Source organism: Bradyrhizobium sp. Leo114 (genome assembly GCF_055229415.2).
Genome location: NZ_JBUYEN020000069.1, coordinates 1 through 19,381, shown reverse-complemented (window position 1 = coordinate 19,381; position 19,381 = coordinate 1). Strand labels below are relative to the sequence as shown.

Below are 19,381 nucleotides of genomic sequence, written 5' to 3'. Positions count from 1 at the left end.
ATCGCCGAGGCCCGCGCTTCACACCGGTCAATGCTGAGGGCACCCGCCAGGCGGGCAGGCAGCTCCGCCGCGCCCCGCCGGAGCAGCGGGCCGCGCCGCTGGCGCCGCGCGCTGCACCTGATGCATCTGCGGCGGCGGTGATGCGACCCGCGGTGGTGGCGGCGCGGCTGCCCGCGGCGGTGGCGCCGCAACGCGCGGAGCAGGAGCTGGCGGCGGTGCGACCGCCGCACGCGCGGGCGCCGGTGTCCGCGCCGCAGCCGGCGGCGGTGACGGGCGATGCGCGGCAGCCGGCGGAGCGACGGAAGGCGTCGGCCTTGCCAATGCGGTTGCCGCAGGCGCGTGGCGCGACGGCGGCGCGCCAGCGGCCCTCGGAACATCCGCCGGCCGTGCGGCCGATGGGCGCTGTGCGGGCGCTGCCCGGTTGAGTTTCGTGTCGGTCGGCGCCGCGGCCGCGCTCGGCGAAGCTCCCGGCCTGGTCGCGTTCGGCTGCGCGGCCGTGGCAGGTGCCGTCGCGGTCTGCGGCGAAGGCCGCCGCTTGGTCCCAGCCGGCGCATTGGCACCAGCCGCGTTGGGAGCTGTGCCGGGCGGCGACGTCAGTCTCGACGCCTTGGTGCCCGCATCAGGCTGCGCGGCGGTCGCGGGCGGCGGCGCCTGCGGCAATGGCTGCCTTCCGGCGCCTGGCAATGCATTCGCGCCGGGAGCGTTGGGTGCCGCACCCGGCGTGGCTTGTGTCGGCGCACGCGGCGCAAACTTGGTGCCCAGCGCCGACTGACCGGCGCCCTGCGGCGATGGCTGGACCAGATTGGCCCGCTGCGCCGCGGCCGGCGGCAGCGATGGCGCTATCGCCGGTCGAGCTGCGCCACCACTGAACTTCGTTCCGAGCGCGCCGAGCTGCGCCGGAGTTGGGTTCGGATTGTTGATGACGTTGTTGATGATCGTCGTGTTGTGGATGTTGGCGAACACGATGTTGTTCGGCGGCGGCGCAACATAGATCGGCGGCCGGACAAAAACCGGGATCGGCACGAACAGCGGAACGGGCAGCACGAACACATCCACCGGAGGCGGCGGTGGCGCCAGCACCACGAAATCCGGCGGCGGTGGCGGCAGGAAGAACACCGGCGGCGGCGGTGGCGGCGCAAAGGCGTACACCGGATCATCGAAGTAGAGCACCGGCCGGTCGTCCACATACGTCAGCTCGTCGGGCGGCGGCGGCCCAACGTCGTAGTCGATCGGCGCAAAGGACGGCGGCGGCTCCAGCGCCGCCGAAAGGATTGTAAGGCGCCGCCGCGCGTCGCCCACATGCGGACCGCGCGGATAGCGATGGAGATAGGACCAATAGGCATCAGGCGAATCGGTGCGATAGCTCCGACCCCAGGTGATCGCCTCGCGCCGCGCGGCAACGATCGCCCTCACCCGCTTGGCGAGCGGATCATTCGGAAACGCCTGCAGGAAGTCTTCGTAGCCCTGCAGCGTGTCGCGCTCGAGCGCCGCGGCATAAGCGTCCTTGGCATCGAAGTCGCGGATCGGCTTGTCGCGGGCGCTGGCGTCGACCTGGGTCGGCGGCGCGTCCTGCTGCCGTTCGAAGAACATGAAGGGCGTGTCGATCTTCTGCGCGTTCCACGGAATCTGCGCGCCCTTGGTCATCTCGCTGACGCGCAGGCGGACGCGGTCGAACAGTTCAGGCAGCCGCAGGCCGCCAGCGCGGATCATCTCCGCGAGCGCCTGCGCGTAGGCGCCGTAAGGCGGCTGTCCCTCGGGCGCGATCGTGCCGGGTGCGGCATTGAACGCCACCAGCATCTTCGCGTCGGGCTCGACCAGCGCGAGGCCGCCGGCGAGCGGCTGCCCCTCCTTGGCGAAGGAATTCGCACGCGCGCCATCGAGCACGATGATGTTGGCCTTCACCGGCAGCGCCGAGAGCTGGCGCATGTAGTCCGACAGCCGCAGGCCTTCGACCGGCACGTCGATGTCGCGGGCGATCTTCGCATCGACCGGAATGAAATAGTTCTCACCGGTAAGCTGCACGCCATAGCCGGCGAGATAGACAAAGGCGACCGTGTTCGGTCCCGCCTCCTGCACCTTCTGCACGAACTCACGGAACGACTTCCGCAGCGTCTCGCCGTCGAGGTCGCGCGCACCAACGACGTCAAAGCCCGCGGCCTGCAGCGTCTGCGCCACGAGGCCCGCATCGTTGGCCGCCGTCGGCAGCGCGCCGGACGCGTAGGCGCCATTGCCGATCACCAGCGCGAGCCGCTTCTCCTGCTCTTGCGCCTGTGCGGGCAGCGCGATCGATGACACCAGGCCGATGAACAATGCGAGCAGAATGCGCGTCATGATCGTATCCCCTATCGGATGCCAATCGATTGGATTCCTCGACGGGTGAACCACGGCTGAACAGGAATTACGCCAATTATGGCAATCCTTGGCCTGCCCTGTACGTTCCACTGGCTTTTCGTCGCGGCCCTTTCGGCGCGATCAGCGAATGGAACCGTGGCTAGGGTCGCCTGCACTGAAGCTGTCAGCGCTCAGCATGATTCCGCTGCTCAGGTTAGGATTCGGAGCCGGCGCATTTTCATGCGGACAAAGACCGCGTTGATCTAACTCAAGCGTTCTTCCGCGTGATCAGGATTGTCTCTCGTTTCAAGCTCGGAGTCCGACCTCAGCTCGTTCAAAACACGGGGACCAGGTCTTATGCGCGACCTTCGCAGTGCAATTGCATCCAGCCTGATGGCATTCGCCGCGTGGATGGTAACGACCAGTCCGTCACCGGCGGACACTGGCAGCGTGCATGTCCTCTTCTCCAAGGCCGGAATCATCGCCACCGTCGGCAATGGTACAGGCGTGCTGACATTCCACGGCAAAAAATATCCCTTCGACGTTTCGGGCGCGAGTTTTGGCGCGACGCTTGCGCTGTCAATTGATGAGTTCGTCGGGCAGGCCCAGAACCTGCACAATCCCGCCGATCTGGCAGGCACGTACACTGCGGTCGGAGCCGGAGGTGCTCTCGTGGCCGGAGCCGGCGCTGTGCGCTTGCAGAATGCGAATGGCGTCGTCCTGGTGCTTAGCGGACCGAGGTTAGGAGTGGAGCTCTCGGCCAGCCTGGCCCGCATCACCATTACGATGAAGTGACCGGGACCTACCGTCTGTGAAGCGTCTTCCGCTGGTCGTATTCAGTGCGCGGTAAACCCGCCATCCACCACGAGCGCATGCCCGATCACGAAGCTTGCGCCGGGGCTGCACAGCCAGAGTACGGCAGACGCGATCTCATCGGGGCGACCAAGCCGACCGATCGGTTGATCCCGCAGGATTTCCTTCATCGCTTCCGGTTCTTTGGAGAGCATCTCGGAAACCATGGGGGTGTCGATGGTGCCTGGGCACACCGCGTTGATGCGAATGCCGCGCGCTGCATATTCGAGCGCAGCACTCCTGGTCAGCCCAATCACTCCATGTTTGGTGGCGTGGTAAGCCGCACGCCCTGGCAGACCTATCAGGCCGCCAATGGACGAGCAATTGACGATGGCGCCGCGGCCCTGCTCTCGCATGTGGTTGAGCTCATGCTTCATACAGGTCCAGACGCCGCGTAAATTGATGGCATTGACCCGATCGAATTCTTCGCCCGAGACGTCGGCAGTCTCGATCGCAGGCGACTGCACGCCGGCATTGTTGAACGCGGCATCCACCCGCCCGAATTCCGATACGGTCCGTTCGACCGCTGCGGCGACGTCACCTTCATCTGCAACGTTGCATTGAATCCCGATCGCCTTATGGCCGGCCGCCGCCAACTCATCGGCGGCTCGGCGGACGGCATCTTCCCGGACATCGACGAGCGCGACAGCCGCGCCGGCGTCCGCGAAAGCTCTGGCGGTGGCCAAACCCATGCCGGATGCAGCGCCCGTGACCAGCGCGACCTGGTTCTTGAAAGACAGATACACTGAACTTCCTCCGTTAGTGCTTGTGTAGAGGACGGGCGACCCGTTCAGGCCGATTGAGATGCGGGTCCTTGGATCATTCATTCTGCAGCTTGTAACGCAGCCAGATAACTCCGCCCTCGAGCACCTGATGGCTCTCGAGGGTCATCGATCGAACGGCCGCCGATCGTCCCTGCTCCTTCTCCAGCGAGTCGAACACGGCCGGCGCGCCCTTCGCGCCGTCCACCGTCGGAAACAGGATCAGGCTCACCTCGTCGACGAGCCCTCCTCGCAGGAAGGCACCGTTGGTGACGCCGCCGCCTTCCAGCAACAAACGCTTCACACTGAGTTCGCGGTTCAGGACGTCCAACGTCAGCGGCAGATCGAGTTGTTGCTTTCCGCCGAAGACGTAGGAGATCCCCTCGCTGCGAAGTCCCGCCAAATGTGCATCCGAGACCTCCTCCGTCAGCACGACGACGATGGGATCATTGCCGATGTCCGAGCGGCCCCACACGATCTTCCCATGCGCGTCCAGCACGATGCCGTAGGCCTTTGCGTCGCGACGCGCGAGCCAGGGCTCGCGCGGGAAGACATCCTCTATGGACGAGGGATACTTGCTGCCCTTGGCATATTCCTGACCGGTTGTGCGTCCGACCAGCCAGGCGTCGCCTCCGATCTCTTCGTGCAATCGGTCGAACAGCCCTGGCGACACGCTGGCCTCAGGACTCCAACGGCTGAGAAGCGTGCGGCCATCGATGCTCGCCGCCATGTGGCAGATGACGTAGGGCTTCATTCGCTCTCTCCATCCAGTCGCCGCTTGGTCACTTGCGGTACTGCTCGTCGCTGACCTTCTCCATCCAGTCGACGTTCTTGCCCTCGAGCGATTCCTGGATGGCGATGTGGGTCATTGCAGTGGTCGGCGTCGCTCCGTGCCAGTGCCTCAGGCCTGGCGGGAACCACACCACGTCGCCCGGCCGCACCTCCTCGATCGGTCCGCCGGCGCGCCGCACCCATCCCAGTCCCGAGGTGATGATCAATGTCTGGCCGAGCGGATGGGTGTGCCACGCGGTTCGGGCGCCGGGCTCAAAGGTGACCTGTCCGGCGCCGACCCGCGCCGGATCGGGCGCCTGAAACAACGGCTCGACGCGGACCGAACCGGTGAACCATTCCGGCGAGCCCTTGGCGGCGGGCCGCGAGCCATTTCGCTTGATCTCGATATCCATGTCTCCACTCCTTCGCTCGGCGGCCGACTTCTCCGCCGCGGCCGGGCCGATCACGGTCAGGGCGAATCCGGCCGCGGTGCCGGCGAACAATCGTCGACGCGAGCACATCCCGATCATTTGCTACGGGGCCGCTTCTCGATCACGTCCTTGACCACCGGCGCCGCGGAAAACGCATTGGGCCAGCCGGCATAGAAGGCGAGATGGCCGAGCACCTCTCCGGCCTCTTCCCGCGTCAATCCGTTATCCATGGCCCGGTTCAGGTGATAGGTGATTTGCGCGACCTGTCCGGTCGCGACGAGTGCGCTTACGGTAACGAGGCTGCGGTCCCGAGGGGCAAGGCCGGGTCTCAGCCAGAGATCGCGGAACAGCACGTCGGTCGTGTACTGAACAAGACTGGGCGTGATCTCGCCGAACTGCTGCCGGACGCGCGTCGCCCGCTGCGTCTCCGCGGCCTCGTCGAGGGGGAGCTGCGGTCCGGACGCTGGCGGGAGCTGATCGGCTCCGATGTTGCGGCTCCTGAAAACCTCGCGCGCGGCCGGGATCGCGTTCATTGCATTCGCCCAGCCGGTGTAGAACGCCAGATGCGTGATAATCTCCGAGAGCTCCGACGGCTTCACGCCATTGCCGATGGCGAGATCGAGATAGTATGGCAGCTCGACCGTCTGGGCGCGGGCGATCAGGGCTGCGACGGTCACGATGCTGCGATCCCGCGCCGAGAGGCCGGGCCTCTTCCAGAGATCGCCAAGCACAACGCCTTGCGCGTAATTTTCGAGGGCGGGCGCGACCGCCCGAAGATCTTGGGGCGTGGGCATCGTTCTTGCTCCATTGGTTGCGGACGTCTGGGCCGAAGCCTGCGCCATCAGACAGAGTGAGACGGCGGCGGCTGCGAGCACTCTCATGGAGAACTCTCCTCGGTAGCAGATGGCTGGGTCAGCGATCGCGGGCGAACGTAGCGCTTTGGGCATTCGAGGATTAGATGATAAAATCCGATCAGATTTATCGGAGTGGCCTATAAATGGACCGCGAGAACGCGAGCGATCTACTTGCCTTTCTGGCAGTGGCGCGGGAGCGAAGTTTCACCCGGGCGGCGGCAAAGCTCGGAATCTCGCAACCGACCCTCAGCGAGATCGTCCGCGGCCTGGAAGAGCGGTTGGGTGTCAGGTTGCTGAACCGCACGACCCGGAGCGTCACACCAACTCAGGCCGGCGAACGGCTGTTCCTGAAGATCGGGCCCAAATTCGACGAGATGGATCTCGAACTGGCAGCCTTGGGCGAACTGCGCGAGAAGCCGGCAGGCACGATCCGGATCACCGCCACGGAACATGCCGCGGACGCGATCCTGATGCCTGCCCTGGCGAACATCCTGCCGCACTACCCGGATATCAAGGTCGAGGTGCTGATCGACTACGGTCTCACCAACATCGTCGCGGCCCAGTACGACGCCGGGATTCGGCCGGGCGAATTGGTGGCAAAGGACATGATCGCCGTGCGTGTGGGTCCGGACCTGCGCATGGCGGTCGTGGGCGCGCCCTCCTACTTCTCCAACCGGAAGCGGCCGCGGACGCCGCAGGATCTGACCCATCACAACTGCATCAACCTTCGCCTGCCCACGCATGGCGGGAGCCTCTATGCCTGGGAATTCGAGAAGAACGGGCGTGAAGTGAATGTGCGCGTCGAGGGCCAGCTTGTCTTCAATGGCGCCGGCGCGCTCCTTAGCGCCGCCTTGAAAGGCTTCGGGCTCGCCTACCTGACCGAGCAGCATGTGCAGCCGTATTTGTCGAGCGGCCAGCTTGTGCGCGTCCTGTCGGACTGGTGCCCGCCGTTCTCCGGCTATCACCTCTATTATCCGAGCCGCAGGCAGCCATCGCCGGCGTTCTCGCTGCTGGTCGATGCGCTTCGGTACCGCCGCAAATGATCGCTGCTGGAGTTTTGTCGAGGCGCGCCAAAGCCGCAGCGTTTCAGCCACGGCCTTGGACTGGATCACGTGCACGCTCAGCAGCACCTTCTGACATGTCCACCTTCACACCTTCAGCGTTCACGAGACGAGAGGATGTCGTTCAAGGAAGTCCTTGATGGCTGCGTTCACGGGTCCCGGGTTCGTCATGTTGACGGAGTGACCGCCCGCAATCAGGATCAGTTCCGCATTGGGGATTGCTGCCTTCATGGCTTGCGCCCTCGAAAGTGGAATGGCGGCATCAGCATCGCCATGGATGACCAGTGCGGGGACGCGGATCGAGGAGATCTTGTCGCTGATGTCGTCTCGGCGAGCGAGCGTGTCGAGACAGCTCAAGAGATTTGGCGCGGTCATGGCACGCCACTTTTCCCTCCATGCGGAGGCGCCAGGCCAGTTGGGACCGAAAATGATGTGCTCGACCGTGGTGGCGATTTCGTCCGGCAGCTTGCCCGCGATCCATGCACCGAGCAGCGCGCGATAGCTCGCGAGTGTTTTCGGATCATCTACGCCCGCCTGCGTTGCGATCAAGACCAAGGCACGGACGCGTTCGGGATTCATCAAGGCGCATCTCATACCAAGGAAGGAGCCCTGAGACACGCCGACGAGAATGGCGCTGTCGATGCCGAGAAACGAAAGGAGCGCGGAGAGATCGTTTGCAGAATCGTAGTACGAAAAGGCGGGCAACGTTTCCGTGGCAGTCTTCCCATGCCCACGCTCGTCCCACACGATGCAGCGGTATCTGTCCCGGAACGCCATCACCTGCGGCGAGAACATGGTGCCGTCAAGCAACAGTCCGTGCGAGAAGACAATCGCCGGGTCAGCGCCGCCCGTATCCTCGTAATAGAGCCGCTGACCGTTAACGTCCGCGTAGGGCACTTCTTGCTCCTGCTTACCATCTCCGTCATTGAAGCATGCGACATCGGCCCGACAAAGGCGACGGAATTTGAGCTACGGCGGTAACAGAGCGGCTCGCCAGCGGCGCGCCGGACGATTCCTCACAATGAGTTCAGCCGAGCGCGCAACTGGACGTCGGTCTCGGAAACGAGTTCGAGCAAGCCGCGATAGGGATCGCCGTCTATCCCAAGAACGGCTGCGAAGGCGGGCTCGGTCTTGATCCCGAGCGACCTTTGCTGAAGGACGGCCTTGCGGAGGCGTCCGTCGTCGAGCGCCAGCAATCTTCTTTCGATCTCGAAATGCAACCAGCCGTCCTGCTGATCCACCGGCCGAGTGTCGCCGAACACCTCGAAGGGCCACCCGCTCCATTCGAAGCGAGCGACCACCGGTCGTCCCGAGGAGGTCCACTGATAAAGACGGAAGCCATCGCAGGATTGGTATTGTTTCCAGATCGCCTCGGCAAAGACCGCCGGGTCAAATGCGTGACAGACGATGTCGATATCGCTGCCCGGCACGGAAATCGCCAAGGGAAGAGTGCCGACGACATGGGGATCGAACGCACGGAGCGTATCCAACACACCTGAGCTACTGATCGCGGCTTCGTATTCCATCGTTGCTCGCCGAGGCACGAACCGCCGCCACGCCGGCTCTCAGCCTTTCAGCATTCGCAGTACCACATTTCGTGTGATCCTCCATCATCGCTCCCAAGAGTTGCTGGACTTAGCGGCTCGTGAGATATTTGCGCACCTGTTGGCGAGCCGTCCCAGTCGTCAATCCGGAACTACTCGCCTTCGTCAAACGCTGAGGGAGAGTGTCATGAAGATCATCGTCATCGGCGGCACCGGGCTGATCGGATCGAAGCTGGTCGCAAAGCTCAGCCAACAGGGACACGAGGCCGTGCCGGCCTCTCCGCGGTCGGGTGTGAACGCGGTGACCGGAGAAGGGCTCGCGGCCGCGCTCACCGGCGCGCAAGTCGTGGTGGACGTTTCCAATTCGCCATCCTGGGAACCTGCCGCAGTGCTCGACTTTTTCGAGCGTTCCACCCGCAATCTCGTTGCTGCGGAAACCGCAGCCGGCGTGACGCATCACGTCGCGCTATCGATTGTCGGGACCGACCGCTCGCCGGATATCGCCTATTTTCGTGCCAAGATCGCGCAGGAGACACTGATCAAATCGTCCGGCGTTCCCTACTCCATCGTCCGTGCGACCCAGTTCTTCGAATTCCTGAGCGCCATCGCCGAAACCGGAGCGATCGGGAACAGGATTGTCGTTCCGTCGGCCCTGTTCCAGCCGATCGCGGCCGACGATGTCGTTGACTGCCTGGCAGAGGTCGCGGTCGGGCAGCCGCTGAACGCGACGATCGATATTGCAGGCCCGGAGAAGGCGCCCTTCAATGAATTCGTTGCGCGCCGCCTGAAGGCATCAGGCGACAGCCGGCTCGTTTTCGGCGATCCAACCGCAGAGTATTATGGCGCGCCGATCGACGATGCCTCGCTGACGCCCAGCGGTACAGCCAGGCTTGGACCAACCCGCCTGGAGGCTTGGCTCGCGAGACTTTAACGTCGGTCGAGGCTCGGCTGACCGAGACTCGGAGTTTCCGCACCGACCTCAGTTCGTGATCTTGTCGAACTGAATCAGGCTGAACGAGCCAGCGCCGGAGAGTCCCGCAAAGGTGAAGCCGGCCGATTCGGCAAGGGTGCGGTACTGGGCTTCGGTGCGCTCCAGGCCGCCCGGCTCCCGCAGCATGTTAAGGTCGCTCATGGCGCGCTCCCGGTCTTGAGCTGATGTCGTCGGACGTTCTGGCATGATCCGCTCGACGATGATCAGCTTGCCGCCCACTGGAAGCGCATCCCGGCACTTGCGCAGTATGATCTCGCTCCGATCGTCCCTCCAATTATGGAGAATGCTCTTCATCAGGATTGTATCGGCGCCGCTCGGGACCGCCTCGAAGAAATCGCCGGCAACGAACCGGCAGCGGTCGGCGATGCCAACCCGATTGAAATGCGCTCGCGCCTCCTTCTCGCAGCGTGCAAGATCGCACGCTATTCCCGTGAGATACGGATTATGCAGCAGCACGCCGGCGATCAGCTCGCCTGAGCCGCCGCCGAGATCCATGACGACGCGCGCGGTCGAGAAATCGTAGGCCTGAACGATTTTCGGAACGAGGCTCCGCGTCAGACTGACCATCGCGGCATTGAACCGGCTGACGACTTCCGGCGAATTGCCCATCACAGCATAGCGATCGTGTCCCTCTCCCCGCATCTCGGTCGCGGTCTTCCCGGAGCGAACGGAATCGACAAGGCCGGCCCAGGATCGCACGAGGACTTCGCCTTCGAAGAGAACCCAGTCCTTGAAAGAGGGATTGGCATTGCGATCAAGCTGTCGGCCGAGGTCGGTGATCGTAAACCTGTCCCCGCCTGCCCGGTTGCAGACCCCAATCGTTGTCAGCGCAACGAGCAGCCTGCGCAGCGCGCTTTCGTCGGCGGACACCAACCGGGCAAGCTCGGCCATCGATTTTGCATCGTCTCCGATCGCCTCGGCGAGGTCGAGCTTGGCGGCGGCATAGATCGCCGCCGTTACGCGGTGGGATTGCACGAGATCGAATATCGATTCTGATCCGTTCATGTGCTCCTCCAATAGGATGAGAGCCCGGGACTGCAGTCGATCGGAGTCTTCAATTGGTCGGAGTGAATCCCGTTGCTTGCACGATCGCTTTCCAGCGTTCGGATTCGGATGCGATCAGCCGGGCGAAGTCGCCCATCGCGATCGCGTCGGGCTCTACTGCCAGCTTTACCATGCCGGACCTTACCTCGTCGATGCGGAGGGCAGCCTGGATGGAATCATTGAGGCGCTCGACAATATCCGCCGGCGTCTGCGCGGGAACGAAAAACCCGTACCATGTGAGGTCCTCAAGCGAGGGATAGCCGAGTTCTCGCACCGTCGGCACATCAGGAAGAAACGGACTGTGGCGCGGTCCGGTGGTCGCCAGCGCACGAAGATCTCCGGATCGGACGAGGCCGAGCGAGCTGCCGACCGGCATAATGGCCGATGCGATCTCTCCTTTGACCAAATCCTGGATCGCGCCATTGCCTTGATAGGGCACATGAAGGAAATCGAAGCCCGCGGTGCGGCCCAGCATCGCGCCAAGGAAATGCAGCGTGGTGCCGGCACCCGCCGTGCCGTAGGTGGCCTGCTTTGGGTTGGCGCGGCACCAGGCGACGAAATCTGCAAGGGTCCTTACGTCACCCGGCACCTTCGGACCTACCGTGAGCAAGGTCGGGGTCGAGGCGACGGTCGACACCGCCGTGAAATCGCGCGGCTCATATCTGAGCGTCTTGTAGACGTGCGGAAAGAGCATCATGAATCCAAGCGGCGCGAACAGCAAAACCGTCCCGTCGGCGTCAGCCGTCTTCACCGCCTCGACCGCGACACGGCCGGCGGCGCCTGGCCGGGTCTCGACCACGATCGTCTCCGCATAATCCTTCATCTGGCCGGCAACGAGCCTTGCCAGGGCGTCCTGCAACCCCGGCGTAAAGCCTGTCAGTATATGCACGGTTCTTGCTGATGGTTGTGCGATGGCACGCTGCACGAGACCCGCGGCAGAGAACGCGACACCGGCCGCCGACACGGTCAACAAGTCACGACGTGTGATCATCAACTGTCTCCCAACCTGATCTCATTCCGCGCTTACTCTACCTTTGGATGTACCACGGCGAGGATGGACAGGCTTGGTCTCCGGCTTACTTTTTCCTTATCGTCGGCTTACTCTTGCGCTCGGGCATAAACTTCCATGATTGGCCGCGGTGCGGGGAAGTCGCTTGCGTTATTTTTTTGAAGATTTTTCATTTGATACCGCCCGGCGCGAGCTGCGTCGCGGCGCGGATGTCATCGCTGTCGCGCCGAAAGTATTCGACTTGCTTGGCTATCTGATCGGCAACCGGGACCGCGTCGTCAGCAAGGACGATCTCATCAAAGCCATCTGGCAAGGCCGCATCGTTTCGGATGTGGCCCTGACCACGCGCCTGAATGCTGCGCGCAGGGCGATTGGCGACTCCGGGGACGAACAGCGCCTCATCAGAACGTTTCCGCGCAAGGGCGTCCGTTTCATCGGCACGGTGCACGAAACGGCTGTGCCAGCGGGCGCAACGGTGTCGGACGGCTCGCCGAAACCGGGCTTTGCCATTCCTGATAAACCTTCGCTGGTCGTCCTGCCGTTCACCAATCTCAGCTCCGATCCCGAGCAGGAATATTTCGTCGACGGCGTGACCGAGAGCCTGACCACGGATCTGTCGCGCATGGTCGGGATCTTCGTGATCGGCCGCAACACCGCTTTCACCTACAAGGGCAAGCATGTCGATCTGAAGCAGATCGGTCGAGAACTCGGCGTTCGCTATGTCCTCGAGGGTTCCGTGCAGCGTAATGGAAGCCGCATGCGTATCAACGTTCAGCTCATTGATGCCGAGACCGGCAATCACCTGTGGGCCGAACGGTTCGACAAGCCGATCGCCGATCTCTTCGACATGCAGGATGAAATCGGCGCGCGTCTTGCCAATCAGCTTGGAACGGAATTGGTCACGGCTGAGGCGCGGCGGGCGGCGCGGGCGCCGCTTCCGGATTCGATGGACCTGTATTTCCAGGGCATGGCGTGTGTGAACCGGGGATCGGACCCGGCCAACCTGTCGCATGCGCGCAGGTTCTTCGAACAGGCCTTATGCCTGGATGCCGGCAACGCTGAGGCAATGGTTGGCATGGCGTTCGTCGATGCCATGCGGGGAACGTCCATGCAGACCGGCGACCGGACCGCACGCCTTCTGGCGGCCGAGACGTCTTTGACCAAGGTCCTGGCGTACGTGCCCAACCACGCGATGGCGCATTGCCTTCTTGGCGTCGTCCAGATTTTTACCAAGCGTGCCGCTCAGGGCATCGCCGAATGTGAGCGGGCCTTGGCGCTGGATCGAAATCTGGCCACAGCTTACGCATGGATTGGGCTTGGCAAATGTTATCTCGGTCGAGCCGAAGAAACTGAAGCCTACGTGATGGAAGCATTTCGGCTTTCGCCACGTGACAACCGAGCGTTCAGTTGGATGAATACAGCGGGTGTCGCGCAGTCCTATCTTGCAGCCGATGAAGCGGCTGCCTACTGGTTTAGGCGATCCATCGAGACCAACCGGAATGTCGCCGCGTTCGTTCACTTCTACCTTGCCGCGGCCTTGGCACATCTCGAGCGGATCGAGGAAGCACAGGCTTCGGTACAGGCGGGGCTGGCCCTCGATCCCGATTTCACGCTCTCCCACTTCCTCGGCATCGCGCCAATGGACAACCCGACCTGCCTCGCGCAGCGCGCACGGATCGCCGAAGGTATGCGCAAAGCAGGGCTACCGAACGGCTGAATAGGCGGACAGTAATTCCGCAGTTGGAAACTTCTGGAGAACACTAATGCCCTTGGCCGGAAAAGGCATGCTGCTGACGTCGATGGATATCGATCCCGCTGATGAGGCCGATTTCAATCGATGGTATGACCGCGAGCATCTCGAGGAGCGCGTCGCCATTGATGGCTTCCTGGAGGCGCGTCGCTACGTCGCGCATGAGGGAAAACCGAAATATCTCAGCCTCTACTCGACTGAGACCTTCGAGGTGTTGGATAGTCCGGCCTACCGCACCGCACTCGCCAACCAGACCGAATGGTCCAAGGCCAACATCGCGCGCTTCAAGAACATGATCCGCGGCGTCGCGCGCATCACCATCAGCCGGGGCACCGGCCGCGGCGCTGCGCTCGGCATCGTCCGGCTTCGTCCGCCCGGCGAAGGCAAAGACAGACTGCGCGAAGCGCTGCGCGACCAGCTCGATCCCGCCAAGCTCGATGGGATCATCTCCATCCATTTGATCGAAAACGACCCTGCCCTTTCGAAACCGCTGACATCAGATGCATCGAATGCCGCGCCGGGCGCCGGAGACTGGTTCGTGCTGATTGACGCGACCGATGTAAGGGCCGTCCCGACCGCCTTGGCGCTGGTGACCGACAACGCCGCCTGCAAGCCGCTGGTGATCTCCAGCGGCACTTACCGGCTGATGTGGGACCTCGCCAAGAGCGACCTGCCCCGCGCGTGATCCGCGGCGGCGGTGTCACGAATTGTTGCACCGCCGCATAAAGCCTTCATGGAGCTGAGCGGCAGGCGCGTGCTGCACCGCGCGAATGCCTGATGTCGCGCAGAATTGGCTTGTGTGCCTGATCTGGAATGGCTCTAATAAGAGCCGTCTATGATGCAATTGGAAAACCAGAAGAACGCCCGTCCGTTGGGCGTTCGCAGGCAAAGATAAGGCCGCGCATCTGACTTTGGGCTCCGACTTGGGTCCCGCGCGGATAAGGTAGGAATGAAACCGACTGATATCTCGGCGCCGGACTATTTTCACAAAGTAGTCGACTGCCAATGGGCCTGCCCCGCACACACTCCGGTTCCCGAATATATCCGTCTGATTGCCGAGGGGCGTTACAGCGACGCCTACATGATCAATTGGAAATCGAACGTGTTCCCCGGCATTCTGGGCCGCACGTGCGATCGTCCATGCGAGCCGGCGTGCCGTCGCGGCCGCGTCGAGGAAAATCCGGTCGCGATCTGCCGCTTGAAGCGCGTCGCGGCCGACTTCAAGGACGATATCAAGCACCGTTTGCCACGGCCCGGACCGAAGAACGGCAAGCGCATTGCGCTGATCGGCGGCGGCCCCGCGTCGCTCACGGTGGCGCGCGACCTTGCCCCGCTCGGCTATCACTGCACCGTATTCGACCAGGATCCCAAGGCCGGCGGCATGATGCGGACGCAGATCCCGAAATTCCGCCTGCCGGATTCGGTGATCGACGAGGAGACCGACTACATCCTGGGCCTCGGCATCGAGTTCAAGGGCGGTCACCGCATCGACAGCCTGAAGCAACTGCTGTCCGAGAACTATGACGCGATCTTCGTCGGCTCCGGTGCGCCGCGCGGCCGCGAGCTCGACATTCCCGGCCGCAAGGAGGCAGCCGCCAACATCCACATCGGCATCGAGTGGCTGTCGTCAGTGTCGTTCGGCCATGTCGAGAAAATCGGCCGCCGCGTGATCGTGCTTGGCGGCGGCAACACGGCGATGGATTGCTGCCGCACCGCGCGCCGCCTCGGCGGGGCGGACGTGAAAGTGATCGTCCGCTCCGGCTTCGACGAGATGAAGGCCTCGCCCTGGGAGAAGGAAGACGCGCTCCATGAGGACATCCCGATCCTCAATTACATGGTGCCGGTGGCGTTCATCCACGACAACGGCAAGCTTACCGGCGTCACCTTCCAGAAGGTGAAGGCCGAATACGACGCCAAGGGCCGGCGCAATCTGGTGCCGTCAGGCGAGCCCGACGAGACTGTGGCCTGCGACGACGTGCTGGTCGCGGTCGGCCAGGAAAACGCCTTCCCCTGGATCGAGGCCGATTGCGGCATCGAATTCGACAAATGGCACATGCCGAAGGTCGATCCGACGACCTTCGCGTCGACCAATCCAAAAGTGTTCTTCGGCGGCGATGCCGCGTTCGGCCCGAAGAACATCATCTGGGCGGTGGCGCATGGCCATGATGCCGCGCTGTCGATCCACAAGATGCTGTCCGGCGAGGACATCAACGAGCGCCCGCTGCCCGAGGTGCACGTTTCCTCGCAGAAGATGGGCATCCATGAGTGGAGCTACGACAACGACATCTCCACCGACAAGCGCTTCAAGGTGCCGCATCGCGACAAGGTGATCGCGCTGAAGGACATCCGCGCCGAGGTCGAGCTCGGCTACGACCTCAAGCTCGCACTCGGCGAGGCCGAGCGCTGCCTGAACTGCGATGTGCAGACGGTGTTCACCGCGCCGCTCTGTATCGAATGCGACGCCTGCGTCGACATCTGCCCGATGGATTGCATCACCTTCACAGAGAACGGCGAGGAGGACGATCTGCGGCAGCGGCTGAAGGCGCCCTCGCCGCATCACGACCAGGCGCTTTATGTCGCCGATGGGCTGAAGACCGGGCGCATCATGGCGAAGGACGAAGACGTCTGCCTGCATTGCGGTCTGTGTGCCGAGCGCTGCCCGACCGGCGCCTGGGACATGCAGAAATACCTCATCGATATGGTTCACGCGGGATCAACATGTCAGTCCAAAGCCCGATCAGCAGCGTAAACGACTTCGTCGTCCGCTTCGCCAACGTCAACGGCTCGGGTTCGGCGAGCGCCAACGAATTGTTCGCGCGTGCGATCCTGCGCCACGGCGTGCCGGTGTCACCGCGCAACATCTTCCCCTCCAACATCCAGGGCCTGCCGACGTGGTATGAAGTGCGGGTGACAGAAGCCGGCCATCTCGGAGCCCGCGGCGGCGTCGACATGATGGTGGCGATGAACCCGCAGACCTGGGACAAGGATGTCGCCTCGATCGAGCCTGGCGGGTATCTGTTCTACGATTCCACCAAGCCGATGCCGTCGTCGAAATTCCGCGCCGACATCACCGTGATCGGGGTGCCGCTGACCGCGATCACTAACTCGACCTATACCGATCCGCGCCAGCGCCAACTGTTCAAGAACATCATCTATCTCGGCGCGCTGTCCGCCCTGCTCGACATGGATCCGAATCTGATCGAGCAACTGATCGGCGAGCAGTACAAGGGCAAGGAGAAGCTGCTCTCCTCCAACGTCCATGCGCTGCATCTCGGCCGCGACTGGGCGCTGCAGAATCTGAAATGCCCGATCGGGCTCAGGGTCAAGAAGGCCGACAAGGTCGGCGACCGCATCTTTCTGGAAGGCAACAGCGCCGCCGCGCTCGGCGCAGTCTATGGCGGCGCCACGGTCTGCGCATGGTATCCGATCACGCCGTCATCTTCGCTCGCCGAGGCCTTCACCAACCACTGCAAGAAGCTGCGGCACGATCCGGAGACCGGTCAGGCGAAATATGCGATCGTGCAGGCCGAGGACGAGCTTGCTTCGATCGGCGTCGTGATCGGCGCCTCATGGAACGGCGCGCGCGCCTTCACCACGACCTCCGGCCCCGGCATCTCCTTGATGACGGAGTTCATTGGCCTCTCCTACTTCGCCGAGATTCCGGCCGTGATCATGAACGTGCAGCGCGCCGGTCCTTCGACCGGCATGCCGACGCGCACCCAGCAATGCGACATCATCGCCTGCGCCTATGCTTCGCATGGCGACACCAAGCATGTGCTGCTGTTCCCGGAAGATCCGGCGGAGGCGTTCGAGTTTGCCGCGACCGCCTTTGATCTCGCCGAGCGGCTGCAGACCGTGATCTTCGTGATGCTCGATCTCGATATCGGCATGAACCACCGGCTGTGCCGGCCGCTGCGCTGGGACGACGCGCGGCAGTATGACCGCGGCAAGGTGATGACCAGGGAGATGCTGGAAGAAGGCCGCGATTTCGGCCGCTATCTCGATGTCGACGGCGACGGCATTCCCTTCCGCACCTATCCCGGCACGCACCCGACCAAGGGCTCGTACTTCACCCGCGGCACCTCGCGCGACCGCTATGCGCGCTATTCGGAGGAAGGCCCTGTCTACGCCGACAACATGCAGCGCCTGGTGCGCAAGTTCGAGACTGCGCAGGATCTGGTGCCGCGGCCGCTGCAGGCCAATGCGGCCAAGCCGACCAAATATGGCGTGATCTATTTCGGCTCGACCGCGCCGGCGATGGACGAGGCGATCGAGATTCTGGACGCGCGCGGCCATCATCTGGATCGGCTCCGCATCCGCGCCTTCCCGTTCCACTCCAGCGTCGCCAGCTTCATCGCCGACCACGATTTCGTTTACGTCGTCGAGCAGAACCGCGACGCGCAGCTCCGGCAATTGATCGTCAACGAGAACGGCATCGATCCCGTGCGGCTGGTGCCGATCCTGCATTATGACGGCACGCCGATCACCGCGCGCTTCATTGCGAATGCGATCGGCGACCACCAGGACCATCTCAAGGTGACCCCTCTGCGCAAGGCCGTGTCATGACCTCTCCTTTCATCTCTCCGGCGTCATGCCCGGGCTTGACCCGGGCATCCACGCCTTTCTTTCTCCTGACCAGTACGTGGATGGCCGGGTCAAGCCCGGCCATGTCGCGGCGGGGACCGCAGGTGTTATTATGACCTACATTGCAAAGCCGAAATTCCATCATCCCGGCCTCAAGAAGAACGAGCTCGGCTATACTCACCGCGACTACGAGGGCAAGATCTCGACGCTGTGCGCCGGCTGCGGCCATGACTCGATCACAGCCTCGATCATCGAGGCCTGCTACGAGCTCTCGATCGAGCCGCACCGGGTGGCGAAGATCTCGGGCATCGGCTGCTCCTCGAAGACGCCGGACTATTTCCTCGGCAATTCACACGGCTTTAACTCCGTGCATGGCCGCATGCCGTCGGTGCTGACCGGCGCCAACCTCGCCAACCGCGACCTGATCTATCTCGGCGTTTCCGGCGACGGCGACAGCGCCTCGATCGGCTTCGGCCAGTTCGCGCATTCGATCCGCCGCGGCGTCAACATGACCTATATCGTCGAGAACAATGGCGTCTACGGTCTGACCAAGGGCCAGTTCTCGGCGACCGCCGACCGCGGCTCGAAGTCGAAGAAGGGCGTGGTCAATACCGACAATGCGATCGACCTGGTCGCGATCGCGCTGCAGCTCGGGGCCACCTTCGTGGCGCGCAGCTTCTCCGGCGACAAGACCCAGCTCGTGCCGTTGATCGCGGCCGCGATCCAGCACAAGGGCGCGTCCTTCATCGACGTCATCAGCCCCTGCATCGCCTTCAACAATCACGCCGGCTCGACCAAGAGTTTCGATTATGTCCGCGAGCACAACGACGCCGTGAACCGGCTCGACGTGCTGGTCGGCCGCGAGCCGATCCATGTCGACTATGCGCCCGGCACCGTGCAGGTGGTCGAGCAGCACGACGGCTCGCGGATCGCGCTGCGCAAGCTCGATGCCGATTACGATCCGCATGACCGGGTGGGCGCGATGACCTTCCTGCAGAAGCACGCCGCCAAGGGCCAGATCGTCACCGGGCTGTTGTACGTCGATCCGGAAGCCGAGGATCTGCACGCCCATCTCAACACGGTGGACACCCCGCTCAATACGCTGGATGCGAAGGCGCTCTGCCCCGGCTCCGCCGCGCTGGATAAGATCAACGCCAGCCTGCGCTGAAGCTGGCGAAATCAGATCAGAACGATTGACGGTGCTCCTCCCTCTCCCCGTTCTTACGGGGAGAGGGTTGGGGTGAGGGGCTCTCTCCGCGAAGACGGTGAGAGACGTGCTCGCGGAGGGGGGGGGGGGGGGGGGGGGGGGGGGGGGGGCGGGGGGGCGGGGGGGGGGGGGCGGCGGGGGGGGGGGGGGGGGCGGGGGGGGGGGGGGGCGGGCGGGGGGGGGCCGCGCCC

Annotated in this window: 17 protein-coding genes; 8 read left to right on the top strand and 9 right to left on the bottom strand. The window is 63.6% G+C overall.

Features of this window, described 5'->3' with window-relative positions; all coding sequences use genetic code 11:
* Positions 1-27: 27 nt before the first annotated feature.
* Positions 28-2,331 (bottom strand): caspase family protein, encoded by a 2,304-nt coding sequence (locus ACZIRK_RS40595; protein WP_474419458.1) that lies wholly within the window; start codon positions 2,329-2,331, stop codon positions 28-30.
* Positions 2,332-2,688: 357 nt separating this feature from the next.
* On the opposite strand from ACZIRK_RS40595, the gene ACZIRK_RS40590 reads away from it, so the two are divergent.
* Positions 2,689-3,126 (top strand): hypothetical protein, encoded by a 438-nt coding sequence (locus ACZIRK_RS40590; protein ID WP_474419457.1) that lies wholly within the window; start codon positions 2,689-2,691, stop codon positions 3,124-3,126.
* A 41-nt stretch (positions 3,127-3,167) separates the two neighbouring features.
* Here ACZIRK_RS40590 and ACZIRK_RS40585 read toward each other — a convergent pair whose 3' ends face one another.
* The 4 genes from ACZIRK_RS40585 to ACZIRK_RS40570 form a co-directional block, all read right to left on the bottom strand.
* Positions 3,168-3,875 carry an SDR family NAD(P)-dependent oxidoreductase gene (locus tag ACZIRK_RS40585; protein ID WP_474419469.1) on the bottom strand — a complete coding sequence of 236 codons (708 nt, stop codon included), beginning with the start codon at positions 3,873-3,875 and terminating at the stop codon, positions 3,168-3,170.
* A gap of 127 nt (positions 3,876-4,002) precedes the next feature.
* Positions 4,003-4,698 carry a RibD family protein gene (locus tag ACZIRK_RS40580; RefSeq protein WP_474419456.1) on the bottom strand — a complete coding sequence of 232 codons (696 nt, stop codon included), beginning with the start codon at positions 4,696-4,698 and terminating at the stop codon, positions 4,003-4,005.
* A gap of 28 nt (positions 4,699-4,726) precedes the next feature.
* Entirely contained in the window at positions 4,727-5,122 is a 396-nt protein-coding gene (locus ACZIRK_RS40575) for a (R)-mandelonitrile lyase (RefSeq protein WP_474419468.1), read from the bottom strand.
* A 119-nt stretch (positions 5,123-5,241) separates the two neighbouring features.
* Complete coding sequence (locus ACZIRK_RS40570) at positions 5,242-6,027, bottom strand: carboxymuconolactone decarboxylase family protein (RefSeq protein WP_474419455.1); 786 nt, start codon at positions 6,025-6,027, stop codon at positions 5,242-5,244.
* 116 nt (positions 6,028-6,143) lie between these two features.
* On the opposite strand from ACZIRK_RS40570, the gene ACZIRK_RS40565 reads away from it, so the two are divergent.
* A complete protein-coding gene (locus ACZIRK_RS40565; protein WP_474419454.1) occupies positions 6,144-7,043 on the top strand; it encodes a LysR family transcriptional regulator in 900 nt (299 codons plus the stop codon).
* 120 nt (positions 7,044-7,163) lie between these two features.
* Here the strand turns inward: ACZIRK_RS40565 and ACZIRK_RS40560 are convergent, their stop codons facing one another.
* Both ACZIRK_RS40560 and ACZIRK_RS40555 read right to left on the bottom strand, forming a co-directional pair.
* A complete protein-coding gene (locus tag ACZIRK_RS40560) occupies positions 7,164-7,958 on the bottom strand; it encodes an alpha/beta fold hydrolase (protein WP_474419453.1) in 795 nt (264 codons plus the stop codon).
* A 119-nt stretch (positions 7,959-8,077) separates the two neighbouring features.
* Positions 8,078-8,587, bottom strand: a complete 510-nt coding sequence (locus ACZIRK_RS40555; RefSeq protein WP_474419452.1) for a DUF4269 domain-containing protein — start codon at positions 8,585-8,587, stop codon at positions 8,078-8,080.
* A 205-nt stretch (positions 8,588-8,792) separates the two neighbouring features.
* Between ACZIRK_RS40555 and ACZIRK_RS40550 the strand changes: the two genes are divergently transcribed.
* Positions 8,793-9,536, top strand: coding sequence for an SDR family oxidoreductase (locus ACZIRK_RS40550; protein ID WP_130224429.1), 744 nt, complete (start codon positions 8,793-8,795; stop codon positions 9,534-9,536).
* Between the two features lie 48 nt (positions 9,537-9,584).
* Here ACZIRK_RS40550 and ACZIRK_RS40545 read toward each other — a convergent pair whose 3' ends face one another.
* Positions 9,585-10,601, bottom strand: coding sequence for a methyltransferase (locus ACZIRK_RS40545; protein WP_474419451.1), 1,017 nt, complete (start codon positions 10,599-10,601; stop codon positions 9,585-9,587).
* A 49-nt stretch (positions 10,602-10,650) separates the two neighbouring features.
* Positions 10,651-11,631, bottom strand: coding sequence for a Bug family tripartite tricarboxylate transporter substrate binding protein (locus ACZIRK_RS40540; protein WP_456642044.1), 981 nt, complete (start codon positions 11,629-11,631; stop codon positions 10,651-10,653).
* 163 nt (positions 11,632-11,794) lie between these two features.
* Here ACZIRK_RS40540 and ACZIRK_RS40535 point away from each other — a divergent pair, with 163 nt between their 5' ends.
* From ACZIRK_RS40535 to ACZIRK_RS40515, 5 genes are all read left to right on the top strand, one after another.
* Positions 11,795-13,366: a winged helix-turn-helix domain-containing tetratricopeptide repeat protein gene (locus ACZIRK_RS40535; RefSeq protein WP_474419450.1), complete on the top strand. Its 1,572-nt coding sequence runs from the start codon at positions 11,795-11,797 to the stop codon at positions 13,364-13,366.
* 46 nt (positions 13,367-13,412) lie between these two features.
* Positions 13,413-14,084 (top strand): hypothetical protein, encoded by a 672-nt coding sequence (locus ACZIRK_RS40530; RefSeq protein WP_474419449.1) that lies wholly within the window; start codon positions 13,413-13,415, stop codon positions 14,082-14,084.
* 264 nt (positions 14,085-14,348) lie between these two features.
* Complete coding sequence (locus ACZIRK_RS40525) at positions 14,349-16,148, top strand: FAD-dependent oxidoreductase (protein WP_474419448.1); 1,800 nt, start codon at positions 14,349-14,351, stop codon at positions 16,146-16,148.
* On the top strand, positions 16,118-17,965 hold the full coding sequence (locus tag ACZIRK_RS40520; protein ID WP_474419447.1) for a 2-oxoacid:acceptor oxidoreductase subunit alpha: 1,848 nt from the start codon (positions 16,118-16,120) through the stop codon (positions 17,963-17,965). Before ACZIRK_RS40525 ends, ACZIRK_RS40520 begins: the two co-directional genes overlap by 31 nt.
* A 130-nt stretch (positions 17,966-18,095) precedes the next feature.
* On the top strand, positions 18,096-19,151 hold the full coding sequence (locus tag ACZIRK_RS40515) for a 2-oxoacid:ferredoxin oxidoreductase subunit beta (RefSeq protein WP_028166056.1): 1,056 nt from the start codon (positions 18,096-18,098) through the stop codon (positions 19,149-19,151).
* Positions 19,152-19,381 lie beyond the last annotated feature (230 nt).